Annotated in this window: 11 protein-coding genes; all 11 read left to right on the top strand. The window is 61.2% G+C overall.

The window, feature by feature from the left end; all coding sequences use genetic code 11:
- Positions 1-77: 77 nt before the first annotated feature.
- The 11 genes from ACQZ40_RS14745 (at position 78) to ACQZ40_RS14795 (ending at position 12,506) form a co-directional block, all read left to right on the top strand.
- The gene (locus tag ACQZ40_RS14745; RefSeq protein ID WP_003524597.1) at positions 78-1,154 is read left to right on the top strand and encodes a DUF917 domain-containing protein; all 1,077 of its coding nucleotides are present in this window, start codon (positions 78-80) and stop codon (positions 1,152-1,154) included.
- Positions 1,151-2,689 (top strand): hydantoinase/oxoprolinase N-terminal domain-containing protein, encoded by a 1,539-nt coding sequence (locus ACQZ40_RS14750; protein ID WP_448748235.1) that lies wholly within the window; start codon positions 1,151-1,153, stop codon positions 2,687-2,689. Before ACQZ40_RS14745 ends, ACQZ40_RS14750 begins: the two co-directional genes overlap by 4 nt.
- Positions 2,690-2,733: 44 nt before the next feature.
- Positions 2,734-3,678 carry an isoaspartyl peptidase/L-asparaginase family protein gene (locus ACQZ40_RS14755; RefSeq protein ID WP_448748236.1) on the top strand — a complete coding sequence of 315 codons (945 nt, stop codon included), beginning with the start codon at positions 2,734-2,736 and terminating at the stop codon, positions 3,676-3,678.
- Between the two features lie 115 nt (positions 3,679-3,793).
- Positions 3,794-4,699, top strand: coding sequence for a LysR family transcriptional regulator (locus tag ACQZ40_RS14760; protein ID WP_078052510.1), 906 nt, complete (start codon positions 3,794-3,796; stop codon positions 4,697-4,699).
- 180 nt (positions 4,700-4,879) lie between these two features.
- Positions 4,880-5,824 (top strand): ABC transporter permease, encoded by a 945-nt coding sequence (locus ACQZ40_RS14765; RefSeq protein WP_104679684.1) that lies wholly within the window; start codon positions 4,880-4,882, stop codon positions 5,822-5,824.
- A complete protein-coding gene (locus ACQZ40_RS14770) occupies positions 5,821-6,639 on the top strand; it encodes an ABC transporter permease (RefSeq protein WP_448748237.1) in 819 nt (272 codons plus the stop codon). The genes ACQZ40_RS14765 and ACQZ40_RS14770 overlap by 4 nt, the downstream gene beginning before the upstream one ends.
- A complete protein-coding gene (locus ACQZ40_RS14775; RefSeq protein WP_448748238.1) occupies positions 6,636-8,270 on the top strand; it encodes an ABC transporter ATP-binding protein in 1,635 nt (544 codons plus the stop codon). The genes ACQZ40_RS14770 and ACQZ40_RS14775 overlap by 4 nt, the downstream gene beginning before the upstream one ends.
- A 13-nt stretch (positions 8,271-8,283) precedes the next feature.
- Complete coding sequence (locus ACQZ40_RS14780; RefSeq protein ID WP_271045718.1) at positions 8,284-9,126, top strand: serine hydrolase; 843 nt, start codon at positions 8,284-8,286, stop codon at positions 9,124-9,126.
- Positions 9,127-9,155: 29 nt separating this feature from the next.
- On the top strand, positions 9,156-10,700 hold the full coding sequence (locus tag ACQZ40_RS14785) for an ABC transporter substrate-binding protein (protein ID WP_271045719.1): 1,545 nt from the start codon (positions 9,156-9,158) through the stop codon (positions 10,698-10,700).
- A gap of 126 nt (positions 10,701-10,826) precedes the next feature.
- Positions 10,827-12,269: a M20 family metallopeptidase gene (locus ACQZ40_RS14790; RefSeq protein ID WP_271045720.1), complete on the top strand. Its 1,443-nt coding sequence runs from the start codon at positions 10,827-10,829 to the stop codon at positions 12,267-12,269.
- Between the two features lie 99 nt (positions 12,270-12,368).
- Positions 12,369-12,506, top strand: a complete 138-nt coding sequence (locus tag ACQZ40_RS14795; protein WP_448748239.1) for a hypothetical protein — start codon at positions 12,369-12,371, stop codon at positions 12,504-12,506.
- The last annotated feature ends 234 nt before the right edge of the window (positions 12,507-12,740 follow it).

Raw genomic sequence — 12,740 nt, forward strand, 5'->3', positions numbered from 1 at the left:
TTGGCCAGACTTGGAACTTCAAAGGGAAGGAGCATCGCCTGCGGCCGGAAAGGCTGCGGCATGCCCGAGGATGACGCATGATCCAGGAATTTTCCGAAGACGATATCGAACCTCTGGCCACCGGTGCCTGGATTCTGGGAACGGGTGGCGGCGGCAACCCCTATATCTCGACGCTCAATCTGCGGCGTCTCTATGCCGAGGGGCGGCGGGTGAAGGTCATGGATCCCATGGCGCTTGCCGATGACGACATGGTTGCCGTCGTCTCCAAGATGGGTGCGCCGCTTGTCGGTCAGGAACGACTGGGTGATCCCGTGCATCTCGCCCGTGCCGTCGAGGTGATGGAGGATTATCTCGGCAAGCCGTTCCGGGCGATCATGAGCGTTGAGATCGGCGGCTCGAATGCGCTTTCTTCCTTCCTCGCCGCCGCCGTTCTCGACCGGCCGGTCGTGAATGCGGACGCCATGGGACGCGCCTATCCCGAAGCGCAGATGACATCTTTCGCCATCGGCAACCTGCCGATGTTTCCGCTGTCGCTGGTCGACGTGCGCGACAATGAGGTGATCGTGACCCGCGCGGCTTCCTGGAAATGGATGGAGCGCATATCGCGCAAGGTCTGCACCGAAGTAGGCTCCACCGCCGCCACATGCAAGGCCCCCCGCACCGGCAAGGAAGTGAAGGAATGGGGTATTCATTACACCGTCACCAAGGCGACCGAACTCGGGCGCGCGGTGATGGCAGCCCGTGCGCGCCATGACGATCCGGTTCAGGCGGTTCTCGACCACGAGGGCGGCAAGCAGCTGTTCCGCGGCAAGGTGGTGGATGTGGCGCGCGAGACCACTGGCGGTTTTCTGCGCGGCAGCACGACCATTGAAGGTATCGATGCCGACCGCGGTTCGCGCATGGAGCTCGCCTTCCAGAATGAGTGGGCCGTTGCCTTCCGTGATGGCCAGCCAGTCGCCATGACGCCGGACCTGCTCTGCCTTCTCGATACGGTTTCCGGTGGCGCCATCGGTACGGAATCGGTGCGTTACGGTCAGCGCGTGACGGTTGTCGCCCTGCCCGCGCCGGAACTTTTGACGACGCCTGCCGGCATCGCCGCCGTCGGCCCGCGCGCCTTCGGTTATGACATTGACTTCAGATCGGTATTCCCATGAAACGCATCGGTATTGACGTTGGCGGCACCAATACGGATGCCGTTTTGATCGATGGCGACACCATCGTGGCTTCCATCAAGGTTCCGACCACGCAGGATGTCCTATCCGGCGTAAAGGCGGCGCTTGCCCATGTGGCGGGCCATGTCGGCGCGGCGGACCGGCCGATTGATGCGGTGATGATCGGCACGACGCATTTCACCAATGCGGTGGTGGAGCGCGCCCGGCTGGAGCGGGTTGCGGCCATCCGCATCGCGCTGCCAACAGGTTCTTCGCTGCCGCCCATGTGCGACTGGCCGAAGGATCTGCGCGATGCCGTCGATCCGCTGATCTTCATGGTGCATGGCGGCCATGAATATGACGGTAGTCCGCTGGTGCCCATGGTTCCCGATGAAATCCGCGAAGCGGCGATGAAAATTCGCGATGCGGGCATCACCTCCATTGCCATTTCTGCAACTTTCTCGCCGCTGACGACGGAGTGCGAGGTGCGGGCGGCGGAAATCGTCCGTTCGGTGATCCCTGATGCACGCATCACGCTTTCCCATACGCTTGGCCGCATCGGGCTTCTGGAGCGGGAAAATGTCGCTCTCCTGAACGCAGCGCTGCAAACGCTCGGTAAGACCACGGTTCAGGCATTTTCGGATGCGCTGCGCGAAGCGGGCGTGAAGGCGCCGTTTTATCTGACCCAGAATGACGGCACCGTTGCGCTTGCGGATGTGGCCGCCGCCAACCCCGTGCACAGCTTCGCTTCCGGCCCGACGAACTCGATGCGCGGTGCGGCCTTCCTCACCGGGCTTTCCGATGCCATGGTGGTGGATGTCGGCGGCACCACCTCCGATATCGGCTGCCTTGTCGGCGGTTTTCCGCGCGAGGCGAACAATATCGTTCATATCGGTGGGGTGCGCACGCTCTTTCGTATGCCCGATCTTCTGCCGATTGCGCTCGGCGGCGGCACCATCGTTGACCTTGAGACGGGCAAGATCGGTCCGCGCTCGGTCGGTTATCGCATCCTGACGGAAGCCCGCGTTTTCGGCGGTGAGACGCTGACCACATCGGATATCGCGGTTGCCGCCGGTCTGATCGAGATGGGTGACCGCGACCGAGTAAAAGACCTCGATCCGGCTTTCGTGCAGGCCACGCTTCAACGCATCCGTGACATGGTGGCCGACAGTTTCGACCAGATGAAGACATCCGCCGAAGACGTGCCGTTGGTTGCTGTCGGCGGCGGAGCATTCCTGATCCCCGAGACGGTTCCGGGTGCGTCGGAAGTGCTGCGCGTGGAAAATGCCGGCGTTGCCAATGCGCTGGGTGCGGCGATGGCGCAGGTTTCCGGCGAGGTCGATCAGGTGTTTTCCGGCCTGAGCCGGGACGAAGCCCTTGCGAAAGCCGAGACCGAGGCGCAGAACGCGGCGGTCGCATCCGGTGCGGAGCGGGCGAGCCTCAAGACGCTTGAGGTGGAGGATATTCCGATCGCCTATCTGCCTGGCGGCGCTCGCAGGGTGCGCGTGCGGGTCATCGGCGATATCGCCTTTCATTGATGATAAGAGGCCCTGCCGCTGGCGGGGCGACGAGGGAGTGAGCAATGACGAAGATCGCACTGGCCATTCACGGTGGTTGCGGCGTGATGCCGGAAGACAGCATGACGGCCGGGGAGTGGGCTGCCGCGCGCGACGATCTGGCAGCGGCGCTGCGCGCCGGTTATGGCGTGCTGAAGGCTGGCGGAACCGCGCTTGAAGCGGTTGAGGCGGCGGTCGTCGTCATGGAGGACAGTCCGCATTTCAACGCCGGCCACGGGGCGGCGCTCAATGAAAACGGCATTCACGAACTCGATGCCTCGATCATGGATGGTGAAACGCTGGCGGCGGGTGCGATCAGCGCCTCCCGCGCCATCCGCAACCCGGTAAAGGCGGCCCGCGCGCTGATGGCGGACGAACGTGCCGTCTATCTGACGGGGGAGGCGGCCGACCGCTTTGCGAAGGAAAAGGGGCTCACCACCGAGCCTCAATCCTATTTCACCACCCAAAAGCGCCTTGAGGCGCTGGCGGCAATGAAGCGCCATGCCGCCACCGGCACGGAGGCGACGGAAAACGAAAAGCACGGAACCGTCGGCGCAGTTGCGCTCGATGCGATGGGTCATCTCGCGGCGGCCACTTCGACCGGCGGCTACACCAACAAGCCGGATGGCCGGGTGGGAGATAGCCCGGTGATCGGGGCTGGCACCTATGCGCGGGATGGGGCCTGCGCCGTTTCCGGCACCGGCAAGGGCGAGTTTTTCATCCGTTATGTCGTCGGCCACGAGATCGCGTCCCGCGTTGCCTATCTCGGGCAGGATCTGGAGACCGCCGCCGGGAATCTCGTCCATAAGGATTTGGCACCCTACGATATCGGCGCGGGTCTCGTCGCAATCGATGCCGAAGGCGGCATATCCGCGTCATACAATACATCAGGCATGTTTCGCGGCTGGGTGACGCCATCGGGAGAGGTGCGTGTGGCCACCCATGACGCGGTCTATGAGGTGGAATTGTAACCGGCGACCGTGCCGGGCAAGTGGCGACGCAAAAAAACCGGTGACATCAAGGTCTATCGGCGGCAAAACGTCTGAACCGAAACCGGCTCGTTTCTTCACCCATGGTGCTGGCCTCATGAACATCAAGCAGCTCGAAGTTCTGCGCACGCTTCTTTCCACCGGCTCCACCATCGCCACCGCCAAGGCCATGGGTCTCAGCCAGTCCGGTATCAGCCGACTTCTGGCCCAACTTGAGGCCGACCTGTCGCTGACGCTGTTTGCCCGTGACAAGGGGCGATTGATCCCGACGCCGGAGGCGGTGCTTCTTGCGCGGGATGCGGAAAACGTGCTGCTTGCGGTCGATCGCATGTCCGGCCACGCTGAGGATTTGCGCAATGGCGCGGCCGGTCCGGAAATCGTCCGCATCGGCTTGCCGAGCAGCATGTGGGAAAATTTCGCGCCTGCCATGCTGATCGATTATGTCAGGGATTTTCCCGGCGTTCGCATCGAGACATTTTTCGAAACGACGACCGCCATCAACAAGCTCGTCGGCGAGCGGGTGATCGATCTCGGTTTCCTGCGGATGGAAGGCGAGATCGGGCCGGGCATCGATGTCGAACGTGTTGCGACAGGCAAGAGCGTCTGTGTGGTTCGGGAGGATCATCCCTTGGCCAAGCTTGAGGAAATCACCGTCAAGGACCTGCGCAATGTTCCGCTCATCCTGATCGGCCGCCAGCGGCCGAACCGCATGGCGCTCGATCAGGTTTTCAAGAAGGCCGGCGTCAAGCCGATGGTGAAGATCGAGACCCACACCAACAGTTCCGCCTGCGCTTATGTCGCGCATGGGCTGGGGGTCACGATCATCAGCAGTTTTTATGCGAACCTCTACCGGCATCTTCCCGTTGTCGCCCGGCCATTCGTTCCGCAGGCCACACAGGAATTCGGCCTAGCCCGTGCTTCCGGCGCACCGCTGTCCATCGCTGCGCAGGCGCTGAGCGATGCCTTGAAGCGGGAAATCCAGCTTTCGCAAAAAATCGACTGAAAACGGGATTTTGAGCGGAAAATCTCATTGTCCTCATCAGGATGAAACACGCCGTCATTCTGCATAGATATATGACGTTTATGCATAATATTGCGCCTTATTTATCAATCCGTCATAGTCACCAACAACGAAACCGATAGAGGCGGGATACCATTCCCTGCCATCAATCGTGGGGAACCGATGATAAGATTCATACTGAGCCGTCTTTTGATGGCGCTGCCGACGATCGCATTCGTGTCGATCACGGTCTTTGCGCTCATCCGCTTCATTCCCGGCGATCCGGCTGCCCTGATGCTGGGCGACATGGCGCAACCGGAGCAGATCGAAGCGATGAGGACCGAACTCGGCCTCGACAAATCCATGCCGCAACAGTTCCTCATCTGGGCCGGCAATGTGGTGCAGGGCGATTTCGGCCGCTCCATCGTTAATGATGAGGCGGTGCTGCCGCTGGTCGTCTCGCGTTTTCTCGTCAGTGCCGAGATCGTGGTGGTCGCGGTGCTGCTCGCCAGCCTGATCGCGGTTCCGGCGGGTGTTATCGCCGCCTGGAAACAGAACAGCCTCACCGATCTGGCGCTGGTGGGAACGGCGACCCTGCTTCTGTCCATTCCGACATTCTGGCTGGGTCTTCTGCTTCTTCTGTTTTTCGGCCTCAAGCTCGGCTGGTTGCCGGTGCTGGGATATGTGTCGATCAGCGACAATTTCGTCGGTGGCCTACTCTATCTCGTCCTGCCCGTCATGACGCTGGTGATCCATGAAATGGGCGTTCTGATCCGCATGGCGCGTGCCTCCACGCTGGAAGTGCTGCGGCTGGATTACATCACCCATGCCCGCGCCAAGGGCCTTTCGGAAAGCGCCGTTCTCTGGCGGCACGCCTTCAAGAACGCCTTCGGCCCGACATGGACGATGATCGGCCTTATCCTCGGCAATCTTCTCGGCGGCATCGCCGTCATCGAGACGGTGTTCACCATTCCCGGCCTCGGGCGGCTGATGGTCGACAGTATTTTCGCCCGCGATTACCCCGTCATTCAAGGCTGCCTGCTGTTCGTCTCGCTGTCCTATGTGCTGGTCAACCTCTTCGTCGACCTTCTTTATCCCCTCTTCGATCCGCGTGTGGTTGCCGAATGAAAAAGTTCACACTTAACGAGCTTATCGGCGGCTTTCTCATCGCCCTCCTGCTCATCACCGCCGCAACCGGTCTGTTCTGGACGCCCTATGACCCGATGAAGCTCGGCTTTGCCTCGCGTCTCGCCGCACCCGGTCCGAGCCATCTTCTCGGCACCGACGAATTCGGGCGCGATGTTTTGAGCCGTCTGATGGTCGGCGCCCGCGCCAGCGTCTGGATCGGCTTTCTGACGGTCAGCTTCGCGACGATCTGCGGCACGCTGATCGGCCTCGTCAGCGGTTATGCGCGCGGCTGGGTGGATGGCGTCATCATGGCCATCAACAATGCGCTTCTCGCCTTTCCGGGCATTCTGCTCGCGCTCGGCCTGCTCGCGGTTTTCGGCGCCAACCAGTATGGCATCATCTTCGCGCTCGGCATCGCCTATACGCCATCCATGGCCCGCGTGGTGCGCGGTGCCGTGCTTTCCCTGCGTGAGCGGGAATTCATCGAGGCGTCGCTGGTAATGGGCAATGGTGAGATCTACACCATGTTCCGCCACATCCTGCCCAATTGCATCGCGCCGATCACGGTTCTTGCCACCTCCATGTTCGGCTGGGCCATCCTGTCGGAAAGCGCGCTCTCCTTCCTCGGCCTCGGCGTGCCGCCGCCGGCCCCCACCTGGGGCAACATGCTGGCCGCCGGCCGGCCCTTCATCCAGCAGGCCGTCTGGCTCGGGCTTTTCCCCGGTCTGTGCATCGCGCTGACGCTGCTTGGCATCAATCTTCTGGGCGATGCCCTTCGCGACAGGCTTGACCCGCGCATGAGAGGTCTCAAATGACGGATAATGCACTTCTCACCGTTCGCGGCCTTTCCCTCGAAGTCGCCAGAACCGGCCACCGGGTGGTCAAGGATGTCTCCTTCGATATTGCCGCGGGCGAAATCTTCGGCATCGTCGGCGAAAGCGGTTCGGGCAAGACGCTCGCCACCCGCGCGCTCATCTCGCTTCTGCCACCGGCCATCGCCGTCACCGGCGGGTCGATCATCTACAAGGGGCAGGATGTCATGTCCCTGCCGGTGAAGGAGCTACGGCGTCTGCGCGGCGCGGAGATCGGCGTTGTGTTTCAGGAGCCGATGACCTCCCTAAACCCATCGATGACGATAGGCCGGCAGCTGGAGGAGGGGCTGATCCTTCATACCAAATTGTCGCCGGAGGAGCGCCGCGAGAAAATTCTCGACATGCTGCGGCGTGTGGGCATCCGCGATCCGGAAGGTGCGCTGACGGCCTATCCGCACGAGTTCTCCGGCGGCATGCGCCAGCGCATCATGCTGGCCTCGGTCATGCTGCTGAAACCCGCTTTGCTGATCGCCGATGAGCCGACGACGGCGCTTGACGCGGTCATCCAGCGCGATGTCATGGAACTGATGGTGGAGCTGACGCGGGCGGAAGGCACCGCCGTTCTCCTCATCAGCCACGATCTGCCGATGGTGGCACGTTATACCAGCCGTATCGTGGTGATGGAAAAAGGCGCGATTGTCGAACAGGGCCGCACCGAGGATTTGCTGGACGCGCCGCAGCACCCCTATACGAAAAAACTGCTTTCCTCCCTGCCGTTCCGCGGCGAGCCACGCAATATCGACACCTCCAAGGCGCCAATGGTTTCGGCCCGCGATATCGTCGTCGATTATGCCGGCCGCAAATCTCTGCTGAAGAAGGCCAAACCGAAGCGGGCGCTGCATGGCGTCAGCATCGATATTCATGAGGGCGAGGTCGTGGCGCTCGTCGGCGGTTCAGGTTCCGGCAAGACGACGCTTGGCCGCACCATCGCCGGGCTCGTGCAGGAAAGCGAAGGGCATATCCGCTTTCAGGGCCGCGAGCGCAACGAGGACTGGAAGGATTACCGCCTGAATTGCCAGATGGTGTTTCAGGATCCCTACTCCTCGCTCGATCCGCGCATGACCATTCAGGCACTGGTGGAGGAGGCGCTGCGGCTCGTGCCTGACCTAGACCAGGCCGCCAAGCGCAAGCGGGCGCTGGAAACCCTGGAGGAAGTGGGACTCGGCGCCGACTTTGCCGCCCGCTATCCGCACGAGCTTTCCGGCGGCCAGCGCCAGCGCGTGGCGATTGCCCGCGCCATTGCCCGCCGTCCGCGGTTCCTGATCGCCGACGAGCCGGTCTCGGCGCTCGACGTGACAGTGCGGGCGCAGGTGCTCGATCTCTTTTCCGATCTGCAGAAACGTTACGGCTTTTCCTGCCTGTTCATCAGCCACGATCTCGGCGTGGTCGAGCAGGTGGCCGACCGTGTCGTCGTCATGCAGGACGGCCGCATCATAGAAGAGGGTGACCGCGACACGATTTTCGACAGTCCGAGAGAAGCCTATACGCGCCGGCTGCTCTCGGCCATTCCCGCCCTCGACCAGAATGAAAAGGGCGGCGTGACACTGAAATGGCGTCTGGAAGATGAAGTTTAACAGGAAGATGACAATGACCGTGGCTGCCCAACTGAATGCGATCTGCGATGCACAGCCTTTCGTGACGCGCTTCATGGTGCGCAATCTCCTGACCGGTGAAGAGATCGGCCGGGGGGAAAACGAGGAGACGCCGTCGGGCAGCACCCGCAAGACGTCGATCATGATGGCTGTGCTGAAAGCCGCCAGCGAAGGGCGGATCGATCTCGACCAGCCCGTCACCTATGAAAAACGGCTGGCGGAAGAGGTCGCCAGCGGCATGTTCCGCTATATGACGCCGGGCATCGTCATTTCGCTGCGCGATGCCGTCGCTGGCATGATGGTGCTGAGCGACAATGTCTGCACCAAGATGGTGCTTGAGAGGCTGACGCTGGAAGAAGTGGACGGCTATTGCAAATCGCTCGGCATGGCCAATACCCACCACCGTTTCCTCATTCCGCCGCTGGCGCTGGCGGCCGACCATCCGTTGAAGACAGTTACGACCACCTCGGCGGCGGATCAGGTGCTGCTGCTTCAGACTATTCTCGATGCGCAATCTTCGCCGGAGGCGCAGGCAAAGCTGGGTTGCAGCCCGCAATTGTGCGAGTGGGCCATGCAGACGCTGAAGAACCAGATTTTGCGGTATGGAATCCGATCCCGCCTGCCCTTCGAGGCTGTGGTGGCCAGCAAGAGCGGTCGCGGCAAGCGCGGGCGCATGGATGCCGGCATCGTCTACAGAAACGGCGCGCCGTCCTTCATCATCACCACTTATACCGACGAGGTGCCGCAGGTGATGCCTGACGCTACGCCGGGATACACCATCGCGCTTGAAACGATCGGCCGGCTGGCACAGGCCTGCTGGGACGGCTTTCACCAATAACAATCAATGACAACAAAGAGGGTAGAACAGTGAAAAAACTTCTTCTCGCAGGCGTTGTCCTGCTCGTGACCGCCAATATCGCGGCGGCCCGCGATATCACCATCGCGCAAAGCTCGGATTTGCGCAGCAACAATCCCGGCGTGAACCGCGACGGCAATACGGATGGGGTTATCCTGCACATCGTCGAAGGCCTCGTCGGTTATAACAATGCCGGAGAGGTGAAGCCACTTCTCGCCGAAAGCGTCGAGGTTGCGCCTGACGGCCTGACCTATACGTTCAAGCTGCGCAAGGATGTGAAGTTCCACAATGGCAAGCCGCTCACCGCAGAGGATGTCGTCTGGAACTGGACACGTTATCTGAAGCCGGAAACGAAGTGGGCGTGCCTCAACGATTTCGCCGAGGGCGGGGCAGCGCATGTCATCGGCGTCAAGGCCACGGATGCCTCCACGGTCGAGATCACCCTTGAAAAACCCTCCGCCGTTTTCCTTGGCCTGATGTCGCGGCCGGAATGCGGTTATACCGGCATGATCTCGCCGGAATCGGTTGCTGCCGATGGCAGCTTCGCCAAGCCCATCGGCACCGGGCCGTTCCAGTGGGACGAGTGGAAGAAAGGCGAATATATCCGCCTCGCCAAATTTGCCGATTATGTTTCGCCGGCAAATGACGGCAAGCCGGACGGTATGGTCGGCTCCAAGCGCCCGCTCGCCGACGGTATCAAGTTCATGGTCATTCCCGATGCTTCGACGGTGAAGGCCGGGCTTGAATCCGGTGTGCTCGATACGGCCGAGATTTCTCCCGATCTCATTCCGGAATTCAAGACCAATGAAAAGATGCAGCTGATCGTTGCCCGCAACAACGGCAAGAACCTGTTCTACATTCAAACCCGCGACAAGGTTCTGAGCAATCCCGGCGTGCGCCGCGCCATGGCGATGGCGCTCGATCTTGATGAGCTGGTTGCTGCCGCATCGAACGGCACGGGTGAAGCCAACGGCTCGATGGTCTCGCAGGACTCGGTTTATTATGACGAGGCGCAGAAGAAGCGCCCGGCCTATGATGTCGAGGCGGCGAAGAAGGAACTGGAGGCCGCCGGTTACAAGGGCGAGCCGATTTCCATCATTGCCAACAAGCGTGGCAACGTGCCGAGCTTCCCGGCCGCCGTCATGGCGCAGGCCATGATGCAGCAGGCGGGTCTCAACGTGCAGATCGAGGTGCTGGACTATGCCACCCAGGTGGATCGCCGCCGTTCCGGCAATTATCAGGTGATCTCTCAGTCGGTCGCTCCGCGCCTCGACCCGGCGCTGATGTATGCCTTTTATGTCGGCAACAAGGACAAAAACGCCTCCCTGATGTGGGACGATCCGAAGGCGATAGAACTGATGAAGGCGGCTTATGTCGAAGCCGACCAGACGAAGCGCCAGATGATTTTCGACGAGTTCCACGAACTGATGCTGAAGGAAATGCCGGGCATCTTCCTTTACGACATGGTCGATGTCTGGGGCGCGACGAAGAAGCTGAAGGGCCAGCCGGTCTGGCAGTCGAACGCCCGCCTCTGGGAAGTCTCGGTCGACAACTGATTCACTATGCCCGCGCCGGAGGCGGACCCCGGCGCGGGCTTTCCAATATGAAGCGCAGGAATTTGGCGGTGCATCCGCCGAAGCGCTTGCGCGTGCCCGTAAAGGGCAAAAATGCGAGGACAAGCCATGAACCGTGACGCCGTGATGTCGATTGCCGCCGAAGTCGAGGCGATGAAGCCCGATTTCACCACCTTGAGCGACAGCATCTGGGATTTTGCCGAACTCAAATTCGAGGAACAGCAATCTGCCGGCGTTCTGGCGGGCGCGCTCGAGGGCAACGGCTTTGCGGTTCGCCGCGGCATGGCAGGCATGGAAACGGCCTTCATCGGCGAATTCGGCAGCGGCAAGCCGGTCATCGCTTTTCTCGGTGAATTCGATGCGCTGGCCGGCATGAGCCAGGTGGCCGATGTGGCTGAGGTGCAGCCGCGTGGGGTGGGCGCCACCGGCCATGGCTGCGGCCACAACCTGCTCGGCGTCGGCTCATTGATGGCCGCTATTGCGCTCGCCCGGCATCTGAAAGCCAATAATTTGCCCGGCACCGTCCGTTATTACGGCTGCCCCGGCGAGGAGGGCGGTTCCGGTAAGACCTTCATGGTGCGCGCCGGCCTGTTCGACGATGTCGATGCGGCTTTGACGTGGCACCCCGCGCCCTTCAACGGCGTGCGCTCCACCAATAATCTGGCCGTGCTGGAATATTTTTACCGTTTCAAGGGTGTCGCGGCTCATGCCTCCAACGCTGCCCATCTGGGGCGCTCGGCGCTCGATGCCGTCGAACTGATGAATGTCGGCGTCAATTTCCTACGCGAACACATGCCGCAGGATTGTCGGGTGCATTACGCAATCACCGATACCGGCGGCAAGGCGGCGAATGTGGTGCAGGCCAGGGCAGAAGTGCTCTATCTGATCCGAGCCCCGGAAATGCGCCAGGCGCTCGATCTTGCCGCGCGGGTGGACAAAGTCGCGCGCGGCGCGGCGATGATGACCGAAACAGAGGTGGAAATCGTCTTCGATACCGCCTCCACCAATCTCCTGCCCAACATCACGCTGGAAACGGCGATGCATGAAAACATGGTGGCGCTAGGCCCCATCGCCTTCGACGAGGCGGATATCGCTTTTGCCAAACGCATTCAGGACACTTTCACCGACGAGGCGATCAAAAGCAGCATCAGGCTCTATCAGATCAAGGGCGATGTCTTTTCCAACCGGAAGATTGACGGGTCGACACCCCTGCATCTCGGCCTGCGCGATTTCGAGGGTCAGTCGCATTTTCGGGCGGGTTCCACCGATGTCGGTGATGTCAGCTGGGTGACGCCAACCGCGCAGTGCTGGACGCCCGCCTGGGCGATCGGCACCAATCCGCATACCTGGCAGGTGGTGGCGCAGGGCAAAAGCCCCGCCGCCCACAAGGCCATGGCCCATGCCGCCAAAACACTCGCATCGACCGGCTTTGCGCTGATGACCTCGCCGGAACTGCTCGCCAATGCTAAAAGGGAATGGCAGGAAAAGACCGAGGGCAGCAAATATGTCTGCCCGATTCCCGCCGATGTAATGCCTGGTTCGCATCGATAGGACGTGGTGCACCAACACGCCCATTCTGCTGAACCTGTTCCCTTCTCGCGTATTTTCGCCGGTGGAATGGTGCCTCACATGGGCGCGTTAAGCGAAAAGATGAGACCCGCCGGTGGCTTTGCCAATGGCGGGGTCTACGGGTCCGGCATTGAAAACCGACTTTCCGCCATATTCTTCGTGATCCTCGGTTTCGGCCCGCGCATCCATGATTTCAACGGCTTATCGATCCTCGCCTGACGAGTGGGGGTAACGTTGAAGAAGCTTCGGCGCAGTTCCCGGCAATCCGCCACGGAACTCCTTCCTCCTGAAATCCCCCTTGATCACCGCCTTGTGTGCCGCTTCGCCGCCTTGCCGTGAAGAAAGCATTGACGTTTGGACCAAAAATGGAATAAATATATCGAACAGACAGAAAATCGGTTTCATTATTCCGTTTTCTGGTTGTGAGGAGGTAGCGGCGGGCTCTCGGGTTCG

It is taken from the genome of Agrobacterium sp. 16-172Ci (genome assembly GCF_053522725.1).